Here is a 20,601-nt window from a genome sequence, read left to right on the forward strand (position 1 = left end):
TTTCGGACGCTGGTGTTGACGTATCCGACAAGTCATGACTGACTGTGTGTACGCCATGTACATGTGGTAAAGCGTCGGCGCCGCACTGTGGAGGTGTGCCCTGCCGCCACTCCCGCGCTATCCGTCCGTGGACGAGCTGGGCGCGCACGCCGCCGCACTCGTCGCCCGCCGGCCCCGGGACGCCCGGCTACGCCGCGTCGGCATCTCCCGCGGGGGCCTGCCCCTGTGGCTGCTCTCCGTCGGCCACGGCAGCCGCCAGGCCCTCGTGGTCGCCGGACCGCACGCCAACGAGCCCGTGGGCGGCGCCACCGTACTGAGGCTGGCCGAACGCGTGCTGGCCGGCCGCGGCGGCGGCGCGGACGACGACGTCACCTGGAACCTGCTGCTGTGCCTCGACCCCGACGGCTCACGGCGCAACGAAGGCTGGCTCAGAGGCCCTTACACCCTCGGCCACTACTTCCGGGACTTCTTCCGGCCCGGGTTCCTGGAGCAGCCCGAGTGGCTGCCCGACGGTGCCGCGGCCGCCTCGCTGCCGGAGACCCGGGCGCTGCTCGAACTCCAGGACGAGTTGCGGCCCTTCGTCCAGTGCTCGCTGCACGGCGTCGACGTCGGCGGCGGCTTCGTCGAGGTGACCCGCGAACTGCCCGGCCTCGCACGGCGCGTCGGGCACGCCGCGGCGCGGCTCGGCATCCCGCGCGAACTCGGCGCGTACGACCCCCTGTACTGGCCGCGTCTGGGGCCCGCCGTCTACCGGATCCCGCCGCCGCGCCAGGGCGGCCTGGCCGCCGCCATCACCGAGGCGGCCGTGGAGTCGACGTGGCTCCACCCGCAGCGGCACGGCACCGTGACCGCCGTCGTCGAGGCGCCCATGTGGGGTGTGGACGCCGTGTCCGACGGCTCGGCGCCCGCGGACCCGGACGGCGTGCTGCGCACCGTCAGTCGCGCCCTGCGCGAGGACATCCGGCTCATGGAGCGGCTGTTGGAACGGGTCCGGCCGTACCTCGCCGACGTGCCGGACGCGGAACGGCTGCTCGCGCCGGTGGACGACTACCTCCTGGTCTGCCCCGGGCTCGCCGACGCGTGGGACCCCGACACCGACGACGGCACGCTGCGCCCGCTCCCGCCGATGACCAACGCCCACCTGGCCGCGCTGCGCATCGCGGGGCGGCGGCTGGCACTGCGCACCGCCGGACTGCTGCACCGGCTCGTGCGCGGTGCCGGGCACGACGGGGCCGGCGTCCTGCCCGAGCTGGACCGGTTCATCGAGCAGGGGTGCGCCGACTACCGCGACAACCTGCGGGCGCGCTGGATACCGGTCGCCCGGCAGGCCGAGTACCAGACGCGGGTGGTGCTGGCCGTGTGCGAACTCGCCGGGCGGCACGCGCGCGTGCGCTCACGATCGGGGGAGCCGGGGTGGGACACGCGGGCGTCCGTGCCGATACACGGGGAATGACCCACCTCGCCAAGGCGGCCACGACCTGCCTGCGGCGCGGCCTGACGGCGGCGGCCGCACTCCTGCTCGCCGGCGCCGCCCCGGCCACGGCCGCCCACCGGCCCACCGGCCAGTCCGACTGGCTCCACGTCACGGTCACCCACGGCGACGAGCGCTCCGGTGACGTCCGCGGCGCCCTGCTCCTGTGCGACCCGCCCCGGGGCCACGCCCACGCGGCCGACGCCTGCACCCGGCTCCGCTCGTCCGGCGGCGACATCCACGGCATCCCCCACCGGGACGTCCTCTGCCCGATGATCCACGCGCCGGTAACGGCCCACGCCCACGGCCAGTGGCACGGCCGAACGATCCACTACACGGAGACCTTCTCCAACACCTGCCGACTGAACGCCCGCACGGGCGCCGTCTTCGCCATGGTCAACTGAGGCCCGACGCACGGCGGTTGGAAGGCCCGCCGCGCACCCGGCACGCGCGCGTGCCCAGGGCGGGACTCCGGGGGTGTGCCGCTGTCCTGCGTGCGGCGCGGTGGTGGGCGCGCCCGCTGGAACGCCTGGGCGGGCGTCGTCTTCGCCGTGGCGGCTGAGGACCGGCACGTGTCCGATACGCGCGTGTGCCGGGGCGGGGTGCGGGGGCCGCTGCCGTGCGTGTGCGGCGCCGTGACGGGCGCCCGCTCCGCGGGCTCGGAACCGCGGTCGGCACGGGGTGGCGTGGCCCGTGTGGGTCACGTGGGCGGGGTGCGGGCCTGGTGGGCTGTGGTGACGACTGTGCGGCTCTGGTGTTCCACCTGGTGTTCCAGGGGGACCCAGCGGGCGTGGAAGCGGTGGGCGAAGGACTCGCTCCAGGTGGTCACGAGGTGTTCCAGGTCCGGGGCGGCGCGGTCGTCGGTCTCGCGCAGGGTCCGCAGGAGCATCGCCGCGGCCCGCAGCGGCAGGCGGCGCCCGAACGCGTCCACGCTGCCGACGTACGCCATCGTGGTGTCCGCGGGCGGGGTGTGGATCCAGTCCGCGGCCAGTCCCGGCACCAGGCTCAGCCCCCACTTCGCCGCCCGCAGCAGCGGCCCGTCCGCCCCGCGCAGACGCGGCAGCGCGTCGGTGAGGACCAGCTCCACCTCCCGCGCGTCCCGCAGCAGCCGGTGCGCGAGCCGCCGTATCGCCGCCGCCGGGGCGGGATGCGGCGCGGGGTCGTCCACCAGGTCGCTCGCCCACATCGGCACCTCCACGACCGCGGTCATGCCGCCGTACCGATGCGGGCGGAACCAGGTGCTGTGCCGCGCGTCGTCCGGCATGCTCGGATACGCCGGGCCCGCGCCACGCCCCGGCATCACCCGCACCCCGGGCCCCGAGACCGGCCAGCCGGCCGCGTCCGAAGCACCCGTCTCCACTGGGATGTGCAGCCGTGCCGCCGACTTGCCGAACGGCTCGGCGAGCCCGGGCACGTCCCGGGTCAGCTGCACCCAGCTGCCGCCCAGTTCGGTGCCGTGCAGCGTCACCTGGAGGTAGGGCCGCAGCTCGTCGATCACCCCGGTCAGCGCCCGCGTCTCCGGCGGCAGCCGGTCGGGCGGCAACACGGAGGGCGACCACTCCGGCTGCTCGGGCCCGGCGGGCCGGAAGAACCCGAGGTGGTAGTCGAGCAGGCTGCGCGGGGCCGGAGTGACGTGCAGACTCGCCCCGTCCGGGTCCGCGCACAGCAGGAAGTGCCAGGAGGTGTCCACCCGCAACCGCTCCTCGCGCAGCACGCGGCGGGCGACGGCGAGGAGTGTGGAGCCGCCGGTGGGCTCGTTCGCGTGGGCGCCGGCGACCACCAGCACCGCCCGCCGGGCCTGCCCGACGGACAGCAGGTGCAGCGGTCGTCCCGCACGGGAGTGGCCGACCTGCCTCAGCACGCACCGGTCCGGCCGGTACGCGGCCAGCGCATGGGCCGAGGCGACCAGTTCGGGAACACTGGGGTAGCGCAGCTCCGGCAGGAGACTCACCCCCGACCTGTCCTCCCGGCTTCGCATTCCGCAGTACCCCACGGACGCCGGGTCCTGTCAAGCGTGCTCCAGCAGCGCCACCGGCAGCCGCTCGAAGAGTTCCGCCACGGGCACGTGCCCCTCGAACTCCCGCCCGGGGGTCAGCGCGTCGGACCACCGGCCCGGCGGCAGGGGCAGCCGGGTGTCCCGCCAGCCGCCCGCCTCCGCCAGCCGCAGCGACAGCCGGGTCACGGCCGTGACCACCTCCCCGGAGCGCTCGAACGCCGCACAATGGGCCGCCGCCGGCCCCTCGGCGAGCAGCGGGGCGTACGTCGCCGCCGGGCCGAAGACCTCCGGCCGGCGGGCGCGCAGCCGCAGCGCCGCCACCGTCACCGCGCCCTTGTCGCCCGCGTCGGCGGGCGGGAACCGCACCGGGCGCCGGTTGTCCGGGTCGACCAGGGCCCGGTACTCGGCCTCCGTGCCCTGGTACACGTCGGGCACGCCGGGCATCGTCAGGTGCACCAGGGCCGTACCCAGGACGTTCGCCCGGATATGCGGTTCGAGCGCGGTGCGCAGGGCGGTCACCGGCCCCGCCGGTGGCCCGCACGGCCCCTCGTCGACGTACCGTGCCACCGCCTCCTCGTACGCGGGCCGCTGCTCGGTCCAGCTCGTGTGGAGGCCCGCCTCCCGTACGTGCTTCAGCAGCGCCTGCCGCACGCGTTCCCCGTCGGCGGGGCCGAGGCCGAACACCGTCTGCCAGGCCGCCCACGCCAGTTGCGGGTCCGGCACGCCCTTCCCGCCGCCGGTCACCTCGTCCAGCAGATCCGCCCAGACGCGCGGGCACTCGGTGAGCACGGCCAGCGCCGCCCGTACGTCGGCGCTGCGCTTGGTGTCGTGCGTGGAGACCACGGTCCCGGTGACCGGCCAGTCGCGCTGCACCCGGGCGCAGTACGCGTGGAAGTCCTCCGGGGACACCGCCGGGTGACCGGGCTCGCCGCCCACCTCGTTGGCCGACAGCAGCGGCACGTACCGGTAATAGGCGGTGTCCTCGACGGACTTGGCGCGCAACGCGGAAGCGGCCTGCGCGAACCGGGTGCGGAACTCCACGGCGTCGGGCCCGGATCCGGCCCGCCCGACGACCAGGTCGCGCACCACGTCGACGGCCTCGCCCTCCTCCGGCACCACGAAGGCGAGCCGGGCCTCCTCGGCGGCCCGCTCGGTGACCACGGACGCCGGGTCCACGGAGGTGTAGGGCCGGTAGACGCGGAGGCGGACCAGCAGCTCCCGCAGGGCGGTGCGCAGCGCCCAGGGAGCGCGGTCGCGCAGCGCCGGGTCCGGGGAGGTGGCGCACACCCGGTTCGCCACCCGGGTCAGCCGCTCCGTCTCGGCGGCCAGCTCGTGCGTGATCACCGTGTACGCCGCCCGCCGTACCGTCGCCTCCCAGTCCCCGCCGCTGTCGTCGCGCGGAGCGGCGAACCGCCGGTACCGCCCGGCCAGCTCGCCCGCTCCGGCCGGGTCGGTGAACAGGCCGTCGACGTGCCGCAGGGCGTCGTAGCCGGTGGTGCCCGCGACCGGCCAGGAGGCCGGCAGGTGCTCGCCGTCGGAGAGGATCTTCTCGACGACCGTCCAGCGCCCGCCGGTCGCCTCGTGCAGCCGCCGGAGGTAGGCGTCGGGGTCGGCGAGTCCGTCCGGGTGGTCGACGCGCAGCCCGTCGACCACCCCATCCGCCAGCAGCTGGAGGATCTTGGCGTGGGTCGCCCGGAACACCTCCGGGTCCTCCACCCGCACCCCGATCAGCTCCGAGATGCTGAAGAAGCGCCGGTAGTTCAGTTCCGTACGGGCCAGTCGCCACCACACCGGCCGGTACCACTGCGCGTCCAGCAGTTCGGGCAGCGGCAGCCTCCCGGTGCCCTCGCGCAGCGGGAAGGCGTGGTCGTGGTAGCGCAGGACGTCGCCGTCCACCTCCAGCTCGCCGGCCTCCCGGCCCACCGGACGGCCGAGCACGGGCAGCAGCACCTTGCCGCCCTGGGCCTCCCAGTCGATGTCGAACCAGCGCGCGTACGGAGACGCGGGGCCCTCCCGCAGCACCTCCCACAGGGCGTGGTTGTACCGCGGGGCCATGGCCATGTGGTTCGGCACGATGTCCACGACCAGGCCGAGCCCGTGCTCCCGCGCGGTGCGCGCCAGCGCCCGCAGGCCCTCCTCACCGCCGAGCTCGTCGCGCACCCGTGTGGGGTCCACGACGTCATAGCCGTGCGCGGAGCCGGGTACGGCCTGGAGGACGGGCGACAGGTGCAGGTGCGAGACGCCGAGCGAGGCCAGGTACGGCACGGCCCGCTCCGCGGCCGCGAACGGGAACTCGGGCTGGAGCTGGAGCCGGTAGGTGGCCGTGGGCACGACGGACTCGGGACGCTCGGGTGTCTCGGATGTCATGGAGAGCTACGTACCCGCCCGGCCGCCTTTGGTGTCACCCGGCCGCCATGTGCCCTGCGCCCCACGCGGGCGGGTGAGTGCCCTCGCCCGGACGGACGCCTGCCCTCGCCCGGGAGGGGGGCGCCACGCCGGGCTTCCGGCGCGGGGGGTGCTACGTCGGCTTCCGGTCCGGGGGTGTCACGTCGGCTCCCTGCCTGGGAGGGTGGGCGCTGTACTGGCGCCTCGCCCCGGCCGGGAGTGCTGCGCCGGGCTTCCGGCTCGGGTGGGCTACGTCGGCTTCCGGTGCGCCACGTCGGCTCCCTGCCTGGGAGGGTGGACGCTGTACTGGCGCCTCGCCCCGGCCGGGAGTGCTACGCCGGGCTTCCGCCCCAGGGAGCACCACGCCGGGCTTCCGCCTCAGGGAGCACCACGCCGGCTTCCGGTCCGGGGTGCCACGTCGGCTCTCCGCCCAGGAGGGCGGGCGCTGCGCCGGGCGCCTCGTCCGGCTTGGGGCCCGGCCTGAGCGCCACCCCGGCTTCCGCCCCGGGGAGCGCCACGTCGGCTTCCGGTCCGGGGAGCGCTAAGCCGGTCGTCGCAGTACCGTCAGGCTGCGGTCCGTCAGGGTGAGCCGTTCCCCGGCCCGCACCTTGGGGCCGGTGCCCGGCGGGACCGGGTCCGTGCGCGCGGTGTCCACCACCACCTGCCACTGGCGCCCGTGATCGACCGGCACGGCGAAGTCGAGCGGCTTCGGCGCGGCGTTGAACAGCAGCAGGAAGGAGTCGTCGGCGATACGCTCCCCGCGCGTGCCGGGCTCGGAGATCGCGTTGCCGTTGAGGAAGACGGTCAGCGCGGAGGCCCGCGCCGAGTCCCAGTCCTGCTGGGTCATCTCCCGGCCCTCGGGGGTGAACCAGGCGATGTCGGACAGCTCGTCGTGCGTGCCCTCCACCGGCCGCCCGTGGAAGAAGCGGCGCCGCCGGAAGACCGGGTGGTCCCTGCGCAGCCCCGCCATCGCCCGGACGAAGTCCAGCAGTTCGCCGTCCTGCTCGCCGGGCTCCGGCCAGCGCACCCAGGACAGCTCGTTGTCCTGGCAGTAGGCGTTGTTGTTGCCCCGCTGGGTGCGCGCGAACTCGTCACCGTGGCTGATCATGGGCACGCCCTGGGACAGCATCAGCGTCGCGACGAAGTTCCGCGCCTGCCGGGCCCGCAGCTCGAGCACCCCGGGGTCGTCGCTCTCGCCCTCGGTGCCACAGTTCCAGGACCGGTTGTGGCTCTCGCCGTCCCGGTTGTCCTCGCCGTTGGCCTCGTTGTGCTTGTTGTTGTACGAGACCAGGTCGCGCAGGGTGAAACCGTCGTGGCAGGTGACGAAGTTGATCGAGGCCAGCGGGCGGCGGCCGTCGTCCTGGTAGAGGTCGGAGGAGCCGGTCAGCCGGGAGGCGAACTCGGCGAGCGCCCGCGGTTCGCCGCGCCACAGGTCCCGCACGGTGTCGCGGTACTTGCCGTTCCACTCGGTCCACAGCGGCGGGAAGTTCCCCACCTGGTAGCCGCCCTCGCCGACGTCCCAGGGCTCGGCGATCAGCTTCACCTGGGAGACCACCGGGTCCTGCTGCACCAGGTCGAAGAACGACGACAGCCGGTCCACCTCGTGGAACTGCCGCGCCAGGGTGGCCGCCAGGTCGAAGCGGAAGCCGTCGACGTGCATCTCGGTGACCCAGTACCGCAGCGAGTCCATGATCAGCTGGAGCACGTGCGGGGACCGCATGAGCAGGGAGTTCCCGGTGCCCGTGGTGTCCATGTAATAGCGCGGGTCGTCGGTGAGCCGGTAGTAGCGCGGGTTGTCGATGCCCTTGAAGGACAGCGTCGGGCCCAGGTGGTTGCCCTCGGCGGTGTGGTTGTAGACGACGTCGAGGATGACCTCGATCCCGGCCTCGTGCAGCGCGCGGACCGCCGACTTGAACTCCAGGACCTGCTGGCCGCGGTCGCCCCAGGAGGCGTAGGCGTTGTGCGGGGCGAAGAAGCCGATCGTGTTGTAGCCCCAGTAGTTGTTGAGGCCCAGGTCGACCAGGCGATGATCGTTCACGAACTGGTGCACGGGCATCAACTCGAGGGCGGTGACGCCGAGTTCGGTCAGGTGGTCGATGACCGCCGGGTGGGCGAGACCCGCGTAGGTGCCGCGCAGCTCCTCGGGCAGCCCCGGGTGCCGCATGGTGAGGCCCTTGACATGGGCCTCGTAGATCACCGTCTCGTGGTAGCCGCGGCGCGGCAGCCGGTCGTCGCCCCAGTCGAAGTACGGGTTGACCACGACGGACGTCATGGTGTGCGGCGCCGAGTCCAGGTCGTTGCGCCGGCCGGGGTCGTCGAAGTGGTAGCCGTACACCTCCTCGCCCCACCGGATCGAGCCGCTGATCGCACGCGCGTACGGGTCGAGCAGCAGCTTCGCCGAGTTGCAGAGCAGTCCGCGCTCCGGGGCGTACGGACCGTGCACCCGGAACCCGTACCGCTGTCCCGGCATGACACCGGGCACGTACGCGTGCCGGACGAAGGCGTCGCTCTCCCGCAGTTCCACCGCCGTCTCCGAGCCGTCGTCGTGCAGCAGACACAGCTCCACTCGGTCCGCGGCCTCCGTGAAGACCGCGAAGTTGGTGCCGGCGCCGTCGTACGTGGCGCCGAGTGGGTACGCCTCTCCAGGCCAGACCTGCATGGACAAGACTCTTTCAGGTGTGCGGCGCCGCGGGTGGCGCCTTGGCTCCGAGTCTCCACCAAAGTCGGGGATGCGCCTATGACGCACGTCCGTGTGCCGAACCGATGGGCTGACTGCGTTCTGGCAGCGGCAGTGCGTGCGGTAGATCACCGGGCACCCACCGTGCGACCTGCGCACGACACCCGAACAGCCGCACCCCTCTTCCGAGGTGATCACCCCGATCGGCGAATGCCGGTACACGCGTTCGCGTTCGTCCGGCTCCGTCGGGCAGGCTGCCAGGGCGCTCCGCGCGCCGGAACCCGGATGCGGCAGCACTCCGCGCCGCTGCCGCAGGACGCGATTCCCACCCGGCGCGAACGCCGGGCCCCCTCGCGGGAGAGAGCGGGCGCACGGTGCCCGCGGGACGAGAAGGCCCAGGTGCGCGGGGTGGGCCGAGCGCGCCGCGGGGCCCGGCGTGACCGCGGGTCAACAGGCTGACCGGCCCTCACCCGGCGGGGTGGCGGACACGGGGGCATACGGCGCCGACCGGGACGCGGACGGCGGCCGGTGCCGGTCACCGGCTATGAATCAGCTCACTCGGCAGGCCCTGGCCCGCCGGAACGGGCAGATAGCGTGCGGAAGTTGAGAAAGGAGCTGTGCATCCGGCTGCGTCGCGCACCGCTCCCGGAGTACCCTTCCTTGATCGTTGGGACGGGGAGTGCCCGGGGGAGCGGAAGGCGGTGCACGGGTGGGCTCGGGAGGCCTGGAGCTGCCCCCTGGTGACGAGGGTCACGAGGGGCACTCCGCAGACGTCCCCTCCGGTGTGGTGTCCCTGGCCCGGCCGATGGACGCGGGTGCCATCGGGCCGGAGCTGGACTGGGACGCGGGCGCCTGGCGCGAGGTGCGCACGCGCGCCCAGCGGGCCGGCCGCGCCTACATCTGGCTGAACCTCGTCGAACAGCGGCTGCGCGCCGTCGTGGCCGCCGTGCTGCGCCCCGTCTACGAGCCCGTCCACGGCGACGACTGGGTGGTGGCCGCCGCCGGACCGGCCGGCCAGGAGTGGGTGCAGCGGGCCGTCGCGGTACGCGAAGTCAGCCGCCGCAAGGGCTACTTGCTCGACCCGGCCGACGACAACGTGATCAGCTTCCTCACCCTGCCGCAGCTGCGTGAGCTGGTGGTGCAGCACTGGCCGTGCTTCGCGCCCTACATAGACGAGCGGCGGGACGTCGAACTCGCCCTGGACGAGCTGGAGGTGGCCCGCAACGTCGTCTCCCGCAACCGGGCCCTGTCCGAGACGGTGCTCAGTCAGGCCGAGCGGGCCTCCGCGCGGCTGCTCGACATCCTCGGCACCGGCGGTGACGTGCCCTCCGCCCGGCGGCTGCCGGTCGACGCGGTCGAGGACCTCGTCGGCGACCGGTACGCGGACGTGGTCGCCGTGCACCCCGACCGGGTGCGGCTGCTGCGCCAGTTCCCGGCCGAGGACATCTTCGGCGGCGCCCGCCGTCTGGACGTCATCGGCATCGGTCTGAACCTGCTCGTGCAGAACTTCTCCGGCCGCCGCCTGGTGCGGCTCGCCGAGTCCGGCTGCCGGGTGCGGCTGCTGTTCCTGAACCCGGCCTCCAGTGCGGTGAAGCGGCGCGAGCGCGAACTCGGGCTCAAGCGCGGGGAGCTGAGTCGCTCGGTGGAGATGAACATCCTGCACATGCGCCGGGTGCGCGGCCGGCTGCGCGATCCGGGCGCCTTCGAGATCCAGGTCTACGACGAGACCCCCCGCGTCACCGCCTACCTGGTCGACGGCGACGGCTCGGACGGCATCGCGGTCGTGCAGTCCTATCTGCGGCGCAGCCGTGGCATGGAGGCCCCCGTCTTCGTCCTGCGGAACGGGAACAAGGTGGTCAAACCCGGCGAGATCGACGAGGGCGGGCTCTTCTCCGCCTATCGCGAGGAGTTCGAGCTGATGTGGGTGGATTCGCGCCCGGTGTCCTGAAACGCCCTCAGTCCCCGGGCGGAAAGCGGAACGTGGTCCTCGGATTGTCAGTGGCGCGTGCGATCGTGGAGGCCACTGGGGGAACGCACCACCGAGAAGGGGGGCCGCCATGGGCTGGCACCGGGAGCTGCTGATCGGCTTCGACCTGGAGACGACCGGGACGGATCCGCGCGAGGCGCGCATCGTCACCGGCGCCGTGATCGAGGTCAGGGGAGGGGAGCCGGCGGGTCGCCGGGAGTGGCTGGCGGATCCCGGCGTGGAGATCCCGGCGGAGGCGGTGGCGGTGCACGGGATCAGCAACGAACGCGCGGCCGCCGAGGGCGAGCCGGCCGACCGGGTCGCGGACGCCATCGCGGACGTCCTGACCGGTTACTGGAAGGCGGGCGTGCCGGTCGTGGCGTACAACGCGGCCTTCGATCTGACCCTGCTCTCCGCCGAACTGCACCGGTACGGACTGCCGTCCCTGAGTGACCGCCTGGGCGGAGCGGAGCCGGGCCCGGTCGTCGACCCGTACACCATCGACCGCTGGGCCGACCGCTACCGCCGCGGTAAGCGCACCCTGGAGGCGGTCTGCGCGGAGTACGGCGTCGTCCTGGACGCCGCCCACGACGCCTCGGCCGACGCCCTCGCGGCGGCCCGGCTGGCCGCCGCGATAGCCGGCCGCCACTCCAAGGTCGCGGCCCTCGGCCCGGCGGAGCTGCACCGCCGCCAGATCGAGTGGCACGCCGCCTGGGCGGCGGACTTCCAGGACTTCCTGCGCCGCAAGGGCGACCCGGACGCGGTGGTCGACGGCGCGTGGCCACTGCGGCAGCCGGCGGGCGAGACGGTCTGAGCCCGGGGCGCGGTCCGGGCTGCCGGCTTGCCGGTTCGGTAGAGCTCGTGGTGCCCGCGGACCGGTTTCCGCTCGCCGCAGCCGACTTGATGGTCCGGTCACGGGCGCCGGGGCGCGATCCGGGCTGCCGGCTTGCCGTTCCGGTCATGCTCGTAGTGCCCGTGGACCGGCTCCCGCTCGTCCCGCGCCGGCTGCTGTTGCCGCTCCGGCGACCGGTCCCGGGCCGGAAGGGGGACCGGAAGGGGCCGGGTCGGAAGGGGGAACGGAAGGTTCAGAACGGGTACCAGCGCACGGTGGTGTCGCCGTCCCGCAGGGACGCCACCCGGCGCTCGAACTCGGCCAGTGCCTTGGGATTGCTGGGGGCGTGCTGGGCGACCCAGGCGCAGCTGGCCGTCTCGCGGGCGCCGCGCAGCACCGGGCAGCCCTCCCACTCGCGTACGTCCCAGCCGTAGGTCCCGGTGAAGGCGTCGTAGGCCTCGGCGGGCAGGCCGTAGCGGTCCCGGGACAGAGCCATGACCACCAGGTCGTGCTCGCGCAGGTCGGAGGAGAAGGTCTCCAGGTCGACCAGGACCGGCCCGTCGGGACCGACGTGCACATTGCGTGGCAGCGCGTCGCCGTGGATCGGGCCCGGCGGCAGCTGCGGGGTGAGCGCGGCGGCGGCCGCCGCGAAGCCGTCGCGGCGTTCCCGCAGATACGCCGCGTCGGACGGGTCGATCGTGTCGCCCGCGAGCCGCAGCCAGCGTTCCACGCCGCCGAGCAGCTCGCGGCTCGGCAGCTTGAAGCCGGGGGCGGGCAGGGCGTGGACCAGGCGCAGCAGTTCGGCGAGGTCCGACGGCTCGGCGGGCCGCACCGGATCGGGCAGCCGGTGCCACACGGTCACCGGATGCCCCTCGGCGAGGATCGCCTCCGCGGCTGCGGCCCGCACCGCGGGGACACCGGCCTCGGCCAGCCACAGCGCGATCCGCAGCTCGCGCCGAGCCCGGTCCCACAGCTCGGCGTCCCGGCCCACCTTGACGACGAGGTCCCCGGCGGCGAACACCGCGTTCTCACCCAGGGCGAGCAGCCGCGCGTCACGTGCCGGACCGGGCAACACCCCCGTCCCGGCCAGTACCTCCCGAGCCCGCGCCTCGTCCATCGTCCGCCTCCGTGTCCTCGTCCGGGCCCCGGCAACCGCGCCGAAGCCCCGCCCATTTCGCCGGGTCAGTGTCGCATCCGCACAGGTCGGGGCCGGTGTCCGGTGTCCCGGCCGGGGCGATCCGTCCGCAGGCGCCGAAATCGCGTTGCACGAGACGTATCGTCTCGCCTAGGGTCCGGGGCATGCCCACTCGCACCCACATCGCCATGTTCTCCGTCGCCGCCCACGGACACGTGAACCCGAGCCTCGAAGTGATCCGGGAACTCGTCGCACGTGGACACCGGGTGACGTACGCCATCCCGCCCGTCTTCGCGGACAAGGTCGCCGAGACCGGCGCGGAGGTGAAGCCCTGGCACTCCACGCTGCCCTCGCCCGACGACGACCCCTCCGCCTGGGGAAGCACGCTGCTCGACAACGTCGAGCCGTTCCTGAACGACGCGATCCAGGCCCTGCCCCAGCTGATCGAGGCCTACCGGGACGACGAGCCGGACCTCGTACTGCACGACATCACCTCCTACCCGGCCCGCGTCCTCGCCCACCGCTGGGGGGTGCCCGCGATCTCCCTCTCGCCGAACCTCGTGGCCTGGGAGGGATACGAGGAGGAGGTCGCCGAACCGTTGTGGGCCGAGCCCCGGAAGACGGAGCGGGGCCGGGCCTACTACGCCCGCTTCGAGGCGTGGCTCGCGGAGAACGGGGTCACCCTGCACCCGGATCCGTTCGCCGGCCGCCCCGACCGCTCGATCGTCCTGATCCCCCGCGCGCTGCAACCGCATGCCGACCGGGTCGACGAGAGGGTCTACAGCTTCGTCGGCGCCTGCCAGGGCGACCGCTCGGCGCAGGGCGACTGGGAGCGGCCCGCCGGGGCCGAGAAGGTGGTGCTCGTCTCGCTCGGCTCCTCCTTCACCAAGCAGCCCGGCTTCTACCGGGAGTGCGTCAGGGCCTTCGGTGAGCTGCCGGGCTGGCACACGGTGCTCCAGGTCGGCAAGCACGTGCGTTCGGACGAACTCGGCGACGTCCCCGCGAACGTCGAAGTGCGGTCCTGGGTACCGCAGTTGGCGATCCTGCGCCAGGCCGACCTGTTCGTCACACACGCCGGGGCCGGGGGCAGCCAGGAGGGCATGGCCACCGCGACGCCGATGATCGCCGTACCGCAGGCCGTCGACCAGTTCGGCAACGCGGACATGCTCCAGGGCCTCGGCGTGGCCCGCCACCTCCCCATGGAGGAGGCGACCGCCGAGACCCTGCGTGCCACCGCCCTCGCCCTCGTCGACGACCCCGAGGTGGCGCGGCGGCTGAAGGACGTCCAGGCCGCCATGGCCCAGGAAGGCGGCACCCGGCGGGCGGCCGACCTCATCGAAGCCGAACTGCCCGCCGGGAGAGGGTGACAAGCGCCGCCCGCTGAGGCTCACACCCCCAGTGGCTCGCCCTTGCTCGGAGCAGGCGGGGCGGGCGTGCCCGCGACCGCCTCCGGGGTCTCGTCGTGGGTGAGGTCCGGAAGGCGGTGCAGCCACTTGGGCAGGTACCAGTTGCGTTCGCCCAGCAGGGACATCACCGAGGGCAGCAGCACACCGCGGATGATCGTGGCGTCGATGAGCACCGCGGCCGCCAGGCCCACGCCCATCTGCTTCATCGACTGCATGGACAGCGTCCCGAAGATCGCGAACACGGCGACCATGATGACCGCGGCGCTGGTGACGACACCCGCCGTGGTGACCACACCGTGCTGGATGGCGTCCTTCGTGCTCCGGCCGCGCAGCCGCGCCTCGCGAATCCGGGAGACCACGAAGACGTGGTAGTCCATCGACAGGCCGAACAGGATCACGAACAGGAACAGCGGCAGCCAGGTGACGATCGCGCCGACGCCGTGGGCGCCGACCAGCGACGCGCCCCAGCCGTGCTGGAAGACCGCGACGAGGATGCCGTAGGCGGCGCCCACGGACAGCAGGTTCAGCACGATCGAGGTGATCGCGACGGTCAGCGAGCGGAACGACAGCAGCATCAGCAGGAAGGCGAAGACCACGACGAAGACGAAGACCGGCACGACGGAGCCGACGAGCTGGGCGTTGAAGTCGTGCGAGCCGGCCACCTGGCCGGTGATCGGCGCCTGGAGGCCGTCGACCTTGCCCAGCGTGGCGGGCCGCACCTCGTCACGCAGTTTCTCCAGGTTCCCGCCCGCCTTGTCGAGGTCCGAGCCGCCGACCAGCGGGACGGAGACGAGGGCGACGTTCCGGTCCTCGTGCAGCCTGATGTCGACCGGGCCGCGCGAGGCGCCCGAGGCGATGGCCCGTTCCTTGAACGCGGTCAACGCCTGCCGCACTTCGGGGGCGTTGACGTCCTCGGCCTTGACGACCACCTGGGCGGGCTGGGAGCCGCCGGGGAAGGCCTCGTTGAGCCGCTTGTAGGTCTGCACGATGGGCAGCGAGTCGCCGAACTCCTGGTCCAGCGTGAGCTGCGAGGTCTTCATGCCCAGTGCCGGAGCCGCGACGGCGAGCAGCGCGCCCACGGCCACCACGGCCGACACCACGGGCCGGGCCAGCACACGCCGCAGCACGGCCGTCCAGAACCTGCTCTCCCCGTTGCCGCGCCGGCCGCGCCGCAGGAACGGCAGGCGCCCCTTCTCGACCCGCTCGCCCAGCAGCGACAGCAGCGCCGGCAGCACGGTCACCGAGCCCACCATGGCGACGGCCACCACCATCAGCGAGGCCAGGCCCATCGCCTCGAACTCGGCGACCCCGGTGAACAGCATGCCCGCCATCGCCACGCACACCGTCACGCCGGAGACGATGATCGCGCGCCCGCTGGTCGCGGCGGCGATGCGCAGCGCGGTCCCCGCGTCCCGCCCGGCGTCCCGCTCCTCGCGCTCGCGGCGCAGGTAGAACAGGCAGTAGTCGACGCCGACCGCCATGCCGACCAGCAGCATCACGGAGTTGGCGGTGTCGCTCATCGGCTGGAGGTGGCTGACGATGCCCATCAGGCCCATCGTCGCCATGATCGCGGTGATCGCCAGCGCCACCGGCAGCAGCGCGGCCACCAGCGCGCCGAAGGCGATCAGCAGAATGCCGAGGGCCACGGGCACGGCGGAGAACTCGGCCTGCTTGAAGTCGTCCCCGAAGGCGTCGGAGTACTGCTTCTGCATGCTGGCGCCGCCGATCTCCTCGATCCGCAGCGAGGAGTGGTCCTTCTGGACGTTCGCCACGGCCTGGAGCACCGGCTCCACCCGCGCGCCCGCGGTGTCCGCCTCGCCGCGCAGCGCGAACTGCACCAGCGCGCTGCGGCCGTCCCCGGAGATGGTCTTCGTGTCGTACGGCGAAGTCACGTCCGTGACCAGGCCGGTTCCCTCGACGGCCGTGATCACGTCGCCGACGGCCGCCCGGAAGCCGGCGTCCGTGGCCTTGCCGGAGCCGTCCTTCGCCTGGATCAGGACGGTCTCGCTCGCCGGTTCCTTGATCCCCGCGTCCTCGATGATCTTCGCCGCGGTGTGCGTCTCGCCCTTGAGCTGGTCGCTCTCCTTGACGTCCAGCCGGCCGGCCGCCGAACCCAGCCCCATCGCCAGCACGACGAACAGCACCCAGATCCCGACCGCGGCCCATCGATGCCGGGCGCTCCAGCCGCCGGCCCGCGCGGCGAGGCCCCGCGCCCGTGTCTCTCCGTTCACCATGACGGGCTTGCCCCTTCTCGAAAGGCCCTGCGGACCTCGTGCGCGGCGACGACCCCCTGCCGTCGCCTTCCGCATCGAAGGTAGGTGCGGGGGGATGCCCCGCTCGTCGTGCTGACCGGTGAAGTGCCCCCGCCGGGGCTCCTCCTGCCGGACCCCGCTTCCTCCGCACTGGGGAGTACGCCGACCCCTTACACCTATCCCGGCTTCTCGGGGGCGCGGATCAGGGGTGTGCGTTCCGCCCGCCGCTCTATCGTGGGCGGATGACGATGTACGCCGCGCTGCTGCGCGGAATCAACGTGGGCGGCAAGAAGGTTCCGATGGCCGAGCTGCGCACCCTGGTGGCGGAGCTCGGCCACACCCGTGTGCAGACCCATCTGCAGAGCGGCCAGGCCGTCTTCGCCGCCGATCACGGCGACGAGGAGTCGCTGGCCGCCGAGTTCACGGCGGCGCTGGAGAAGCGGTTCGGCTTCCCGGTGGACGTGATCGTGCGCGACCACGCCTATCTGCGGGCGGTCGCCGAGGCCTGCCCGTTCCCGGCCGCAGAACTGGAGGGCCGGCAGCTGCACGTGACCTATTTCTCCGCGCCCGTCGAGGCGGAGCGCTACGCGGAGATCGACCGGGACGCCTACCTGCCCGAGGAGTTCCGCCTCGGCGACCGGGCCCTGTACCTGTACGCGCCGGACGGGCTCGGCCGTTCCAAGCTCGCCGAGCACCTGTCCAGAAAGCGGCTGAACAAGGACCTGATCGCCACCAGCCGGAACTGGAACACGGTGCTCAAACTCGTCGAGCTGACCGCCCCGGACGCCTGACCCGGGCGGGCGCGATCGGGGCGGACGCGATCGGGGCGGACGCGCTCACCCGAGAGCGGCCAGCCGGGACAGCTCGGCGGCGCGGAGGGACACGCCGCCCGCGTCCAGGTTCTCCTCCAGGTGCGCGAGCGTGCCCGTGCCCGGTGTCGGGCAGAGCACGGGGGAGCGGTGCAGCAGCCACGCCAGGGCCACCTGCCCCGGTGTGGCGCCGTGCGCGGCGGCGACCCGGGCGCACTCCGGGTGCCCGGTCAACGTGCCGTTGCCCAGCGGGAACCACGGCAGGAACGCGATCCCGCGCTCCTCGCACAGCTCCAGCAGCGGCTCGGACGCGCGGTCGAGGAGGTTGTAGCGGTTCTGGACGGAGGCGACGGAGGTCGACTCCAGTGCCGCGGCGAGCTGTTCGGCCGAGACGGTGTCCAGGCCGATGTGGCGGATCTTGCCCTCCTCGCGCAACTCGTCGAGCGTGCCGAGCTGTTCGGCCATCGGCACGGCGAGGTCGAGCCGGTGAAGCTGGTACAGGTCGATCCGCTCCAGCCGCAGCCGGCGCAGGCTCGCCTCGCACATCGCCCGCAGTGCTTTTGGCCGCCCGTCGATGTGCCAGGCGCCGTCGCTGGTGCGGACCACCCCGCCCTTGGTGGCGATCACCAGGTCCTCGGGGTAGGGGTGCAGGGCCTCGGCCACCAGTTCCTCGGCGACGCACGGTCCGTAGTTGTCCGCGGTGTCGATCAGGGTCACCCCGCGCTCGACCGCCCGCCGGAGCACGGCCACCGCGTCCCGGGCGTCGCCGCGCGGGCCCCAGTAGCCGGGGCCGGTGAGCTGCGCGGTGCCGTAGCCGAGGCGCCGTACGGGCAGGTCGCCGCCGAGCGTGAACATCTCCGGGGTCACACGGTCTCCTCGGTCGTCCGGTGAAGCGTACGGATGGCTGTGGGAGGCTCGTCCCATGCGCTACATCATCATCGGGGCAGGGGCGGTCGGCGGGGTCATCGGGGGGCGGCTGGCGCAGAGCGGGCGCGAGGTCGTGCTGGTCGCGCGCGGAGCGCACCTCGCGGCGCTGCGGGAGGGCGGGCTGCGGCTGACGGTGCCGGAGGGCGAGCTGACGTACCGGCTGCCCGCCGTGGACGGGCCCGAGGCGCTCGGCGAACTGCGCGCCGACGACGTGCTCGTGCTTGCCGTCAAGACACAGGACACCGAGGCGGCGCTGGCGGCCTGGGGCCCGGCGCCGGTCGCGGGCGGCGGCACGGCCGAGCGGACGCTGCCGCTGCTGTGCGCGCAGAACGGGGTGGAGGGACAGCGACTCGCCCTGCGCCGCTTCCGGCACGTGTACGGCGTCTGCGTCTGGCTGCCCGCGACCCACGTCGAACCCGGTGCCGTCTCGGCCGCCGGCACCCCGCTCACCGGCATCTTGCACCTCGGCCGCTACCCGCACGGCACCGACGACACCCTGCGGCGGATCTCCGCCGACCTGGAGTCGGCGCGCTTCGAGGCGCCGGTCGTGCCGGACGTGAGCCGCTGGCAGTACGCCAAGCTGCTCGACAACCTCGCCAACGCGATCGAGGCGGTCAGCGGCCCGCTGGACGGAGAGGAGACGCGGGCGCTGTACGCGAGGGTGCGCGCCGAGGGCGAGGCGGTGCTCGCCGCCGCCGGCATCCCGTGGGCGAGCGCCGAGGAGCAGAGGAAGGTCCGCGGCGACAAGATCACCCTGGTGCCGCTGCCGGGCGCCCCGCGCGGCGGCGGCTCCTCCTGGCAGTCCCTCATGCGCGGCACCGGCTCCATCGAGGCCGACCACCTCAACGGGGAGATCGTGCTCCTGGGACGGTTGCACGGCGTACCGGCACCGCTGAACGAACTGCTCCAGCACCTGGCCGGAACCTTCGCGCGAGAGCGCCGGGCGCCCGGCTCGCTGCCGCCGGCGGAACTGGTGCGGCTGGCGGACGCGGTGGATTCGGCGGACCAAGGGGAGTGGGCGGCCCAGGCGGACGCGCTGGTCCAGGTGGACCCGGCGGGCCAGGTGGCCCACGAAAAGACCTCCTGATTGGACCGCGATCCTGCGCCAATCGCGCACTAGCGTCGACGGCATGACCCCTGACTCGCCGACCCGCGTCGACTTCTTCTTCGACCCCGCCTGCCCCTTCGCCTGGATCACCTCCCGCTGGCTGCTGGAGGTGGAACACGAGCGTCCGCTCGACCTCGGGTTCCGCGTCATGAGCCTGTACCTGCACAACACCGGCAACGAACTGCCCGACTGGTACCGGGAACTGGTCGACAAGTCGATCGGTCCGGTACGCGTCGCGGTGGCCGCCGCCGAGCGGCACGGCGAGAAGGTGCTGCGGGACCTGTACACCGCGTTCGGCGTCCGCATCCACGAACGCGGGGAGGAGGACTTCGAGGCGGTGGTCACCGGCGCCCTGGCCGAACTCGGACTCGACCAGGACCTCGCGGCGGCCGCGCACGACCCGTCCTACGACGAGGCGGTACGGCGCAGTCACGAGGCCGGCGCCGAGCCGGACACGGGCGTGTATGTGGGTACGCCCACCATTCATGTCGACGGAACGGTGTGGTTCGGCCCTGTGCTGCGGGCCATCCCGCGCGGGGCCGAGGCGGCCGAACTGTTCGACGCCTTCCGGGTCCTGGCGAGCCGACCGGACTTCTTCGAGCTCAAGCGGACCCGCACCGGATCACTCCGCTTCGACTGAGCCGCGACCGACCGGGCCGCGCACCGACCGCACCGCGCACCGGCCGCGCATCGCTCGGCGCACGGCTTGGGCTGGATGATCCACATTCGGATCCCCGCCCGTAGTACGGCAGTGACACTTGCGCACCGCCGCGCGCTGAACTGAACGACACCACCGCTCGCCGATCACCGGCGGCCGGTGGTCGGACCGTCCGCGGACCGGCACCACGGGGGAGTGCCGGGCCGCGGCCGGAGCGGGCGCCCGCCCGTCAGGCTCCCAGGGCCGCGGACAGCGGCAGCCGGGCGGCGTCGTAGCGCTCCAGCAGGACCCGGGCCACCTCCGGCGCCGGGCCGAGCACCCCGGCCAGCACGTCGGCCCCGGCCTTGGCCGCGCCCCGAGCGATACGGTCCGGCAGGAAACCCGGTGCCAGCACGTACGGCGCGACCGCGACCTTGGCGCAGCCCAGCTCCCGCAGTTCCCGCACCGCGTCCTCGGTGCGGGGCGGGGATGCGGAGGCGAACGCAGGCCGCACGGCGCACCATCCGGTGTGCCGCCACTCCCGCGCGATTTCTGCGATCACTGCGATCGCCTCCGGGTCGGAGGACCCCGCCGAGGCCAGCACGACCCCGGTCGAGGACTTGTCGGCGGGGTCGAGACCCGCCTCGTACAGACGGCGCTCCAGGGCGGCCGTCAGCAGCGGTGAGGGGCCGAGGACCTCCGCCTGCCGGATCCGCAGCCGCGACGGCGCCCGGCGCAGCACCGAGGGGATGTCCGCCTTGGCGTGGAAGGCGCGGGTCAGCAGCAGCGGCAGCGCCACGACGTCCCGCACCCCGTCGGCCGCCAGGGACTCCAGCACGCCCGGCACGGACGGGACGTTGAAGTCCAGGAAGCCCGTCTCCACGCGCAGCCCGGGGCGCAGCGCCCGGACCCGGCGGACCAGGGCGTGCACGGTCGCGGCATGGCGCGGATCGCGGCTGCCGTGGGCGACGACGAGGAGAACAGGCTGGGAGATCATGGG

Annotated in this window: 14 protein-coding genes and 1 pseudogene; 8 read left to right on the forward strand and 7 right to left on the reverse strand. The window is 73.5% G+C overall.

The window, feature by feature from the left end; translation table 11 throughout:
- Window positions 1-127: 127 nt before the first annotated feature.
- Both ACFY3J_RS17825 and ACFY3J_RS17830 read left to right on the forward strand, forming a co-directional pair.
- Complete coding sequence (locus tag ACFY3J_RS17825) at window positions 128-1,453, forward strand: M14 family zinc carboxypeptidase (protein WP_390841214.1); 1,326 nt, start codon at window positions 128-130, stop codon at window positions 1,451-1,453.
- Complete coding sequence (locus tag ACFY3J_RS17830) at window positions 1,450-1,875, forward strand: SSI family serine proteinase inhibitor (protein ID WP_390841215.1); 426 nt, start codon at window positions 1,450-1,452, stop codon at window positions 1,873-1,875. The genes ACFY3J_RS17825 and ACFY3J_RS17830 overlap by 4 nt, the downstream gene beginning before the upstream one ends.
- A gap of 296 nt (window positions 1,876-2,171) precedes the next feature.
- Here ACFY3J_RS17830 and ACFY3J_RS17835 read toward each other — a convergent pair whose 3' ends face one another.
- The 3 genes from ACFY3J_RS17835 to glgX form a co-directional block, all read right to left on the reverse strand.
- Entirely contained in the window at window positions 2,172-3,422 is a 1,251-nt protein-coding gene (locus tag ACFY3J_RS17835) for a M14 family zinc carboxypeptidase (protein WP_384177007.1), read from the reverse strand.
- A 57-nt stretch (window positions 3,423-3,479) separates the two neighbouring features.
- Window positions 3,480-5,834 (reverse strand): malto-oligosyltrehalose synthase, encoded by a 2,355-nt coding sequence (treY, locus tag ACFY3J_RS17840; protein WP_384177005.1) that lies wholly within the window; start codon window positions 5,832-5,834, stop codon window positions 3,480-3,482.
- Between the two features lie 559 nt (window positions 5,835-6,393).
- Window positions 6,394-8,511, reverse strand: coding sequence for a glycogen debranching protein GlgX (gene glgX / locus ACFY3J_RS17845; RefSeq protein ID WP_384177003.1), 2,118 nt, complete (start codon window positions 8,509-8,511; stop codon window positions 6,394-6,396).
- Window positions 8,512-9,238: 727 nt separating this feature from the next.
- On the opposite strand from glgX, the gene ACFY3J_RS17850 reads away from it, so the two are divergent.
- Both ACFY3J_RS17850 and ACFY3J_RS17855 read left to right on the forward strand, forming a co-directional pair.
- Window positions 9,239-10,477 carry an SAV2148 family HEPN domain-containing protein gene (locus ACFY3J_RS17850; protein WP_384177001.1) on the forward strand — a complete coding sequence of 413 codons (1,239 nt, stop codon included), beginning with the start codon at window positions 9,239-9,241 and terminating at the stop codon, window positions 10,475-10,477.
- A 109-nt stretch (window positions 10,478-10,586) separates the two neighbouring features.
- The gene (locus ACFY3J_RS17855) at window positions 10,587-11,309 is read left to right on the forward strand and encodes a 3'-5' exonuclease (protein WP_384176999.1); all 723 of its coding nucleotides are present in this window, start codon (window positions 10,587-10,589) and stop codon (window positions 11,307-11,309) included.
- Window positions 11,310-11,580: 271 nt separating this feature from the next.
- Here ACFY3J_RS17855 and ACFY3J_RS17860 read toward each other — a convergent pair whose 3' ends face one another.
- Complete coding sequence (locus tag ACFY3J_RS17860; RefSeq protein WP_390841216.1) at window positions 11,581-12,444, reverse strand: phosphotransferase enzyme family protein; 864 nt, start codon at window positions 12,442-12,444, stop codon at window positions 11,581-11,583.
- A gap of 139 nt (window positions 12,445-12,583) precedes the next feature.
- Between ACFY3J_RS17860 and mgt the strand changes: the two are divergent.
- A pseudogene (gene mgt, locus ACFY3J_RS17865) lies at window positions 12,584-13,829 on the forward strand (macrolide-inactivating glycosyltransferase).
- Window positions 13,830-13,849: 20 nt separating this feature from the next.
- Here the strand turns inward: mgt and ACFY3J_RS17870 are convergent.
- Complete coding sequence (locus tag ACFY3J_RS17870) at window positions 13,850-16,102, reverse strand: MMPL family transporter (RefSeq protein ID WP_384176995.1); 2,253 nt, start codon at window positions 16,100-16,102, stop codon at window positions 13,850-13,852.
- A gap of 260 nt (window positions 16,103-16,362) precedes the next feature.
- Between ACFY3J_RS17870 and ACFY3J_RS17875 the strand changes: the two genes are divergently transcribed.
- On the forward strand, window positions 16,363-16,911 hold the full coding sequence (locus tag ACFY3J_RS17875) for a DUF1697 domain-containing protein (RefSeq protein WP_384176992.1): 549 nt from the start codon (window positions 16,363-16,365) through the stop codon (window positions 16,909-16,911).
- A gap of 45 nt (window positions 16,912-16,956) precedes the next feature.
- Here the strand turns inward: ACFY3J_RS17875 and ACFY3J_RS17880 are convergent, their stop codons facing one another.
- A complete protein-coding gene (locus ACFY3J_RS17880) occupies window positions 16,957-17,784 on the reverse strand; it encodes an aldo/keto reductase (protein WP_390841257.1) in 828 nt (275 codons plus the stop codon).
- Between the two features lie 67 nt (window positions 17,785-17,851).
- Between ACFY3J_RS17880 and ACFY3J_RS17885 the strand changes: the two genes are divergently transcribed.
- Together ACFY3J_RS17885 and ACFY3J_RS17890 are read left to right on the forward strand one after the other, a co-directional pair.
- Window positions 17,852-18,943 (forward strand): ketopantoate reductase family protein, encoded by a 1,092-nt coding sequence (locus ACFY3J_RS17885; protein WP_390841217.1) that lies wholly within the window; start codon window positions 17,852-17,854, stop codon window positions 18,941-18,943.
- A 43-nt stretch (window positions 18,944-18,986) separates the two neighbouring features.
- Window positions 18,987-19,604, forward strand: coding sequence for a DsbA family protein (locus tag ACFY3J_RS17890; RefSeq protein WP_390841218.1), 618 nt, complete (start codon window positions 18,987-18,989; stop codon window positions 19,602-19,604).
- A 247-nt stretch (window positions 19,605-19,851) separates the two neighbouring features.
- On the opposite strand, the gene ACFY3J_RS17895 is transcribed toward ACFY3J_RS17890, so the two are convergent.
- The gene (locus ACFY3J_RS17895; RefSeq protein WP_390841219.1) at window positions 19,852-20,598 is read right to left on the reverse strand and encodes a sirohydrochlorin chelatase; all 747 of its coding nucleotides are present in this window, start codon (window positions 20,596-20,598) and stop codon (window positions 19,852-19,854) included.
- Window positions 20,599-20,601 lie beyond the last annotated feature (3 nt).

Source organism: Streptomyces sp. NPDC001231, from assembly GCF_042896885.1.
Classification (GTDB): domain Bacteria; phylum Actinomycetota; class Actinomycetes; order Streptomycetales; family Streptomycetaceae; genus Streptomyces.

What these genes read in the sequence shown, in the direction of transcription:
- ACFY3J_RS17890 (WP_390841218.1), top strand. Translation starts at nt 18,987, where the DNA reads ATGACCCCTGACTCGCCGACCCGCGTCGACTTCTTCTTCGACCCCGCC.
- ACFY3J_RS17855 (WP_384176999.1), top strand. Translation starts at nt 10,587, where the DNA reads ATGGGCTGGCACCGGGAGCTGCTGATCGGCTTCGACCTGGAGACGACC.
- ACFY3J_RS17830 (WP_390841215.1), top strand. Translation starts at nt 1,450, where the DNA reads ATGACCCACCTCGCCAAGGCGGCCACGACCTGCCTGCGGCGCGGCCTG.
- treY (WP_384177005.1), bottom strand. Translation starts at nt 5,834, where the DNA reads ATGACATCCGAGACACCCGAGCGTCCCGAGTCCGTCGTGCCCACGGCC.
- ACFY3J_RS17870 (WP_384176995.1), bottom strand. Translation starts at nt 16,102, where the DNA reads ATGGTGAACGGAGAGACACGGGCGCGGGGCCTCGCCGCGCGGGCCGGC.
- ACFY3J_RS17885 (WP_390841217.1), top strand. Translation starts at nt 17,852, where the DNA reads ATGCGCTACATCATCATCGGGGCAGGGGCGGTCGGCGGGGTCATCGGG.
- glgX (WP_384177003.1), bottom strand. Translation starts at nt 8,511, where the DNA reads ATGCAGGTCTGGCCTGGAGAGGCGTACCCACTCGGCGCCACGTACGAC.
- ACFY3J_RS17860 (WP_390841216.1), bottom strand. Translation starts at nt 12,444, where the DNA reads ATGGACGAGGCGCGGGCTCGGGAGGTACTGGCCGGGACGGGGGTGTTG.
- ACFY3J_RS17875 (WP_384176992.1), top strand. Translation starts at nt 16,363, where the DNA reads ATGACGATGTACGCCGCGCTGCTGCGCGGAATCAACGTGGGCGGCAAG.
- ACFY3J_RS17880 (WP_390841257.1), bottom strand. Translation starts at nt 17,784, where the DNA reads ATGTTCACGCTCGGCGGCGACCTGCCCGTACGGCGCCTCGGCTACGGC.
- ACFY3J_RS17895 (WP_390841219.1), bottom strand. Translation starts at nt 20,598, where the DNA reads ATGATCTCCCAGCCTGTTCTCCTCGTCGTCGCCCACGGCAGCCGCGAT.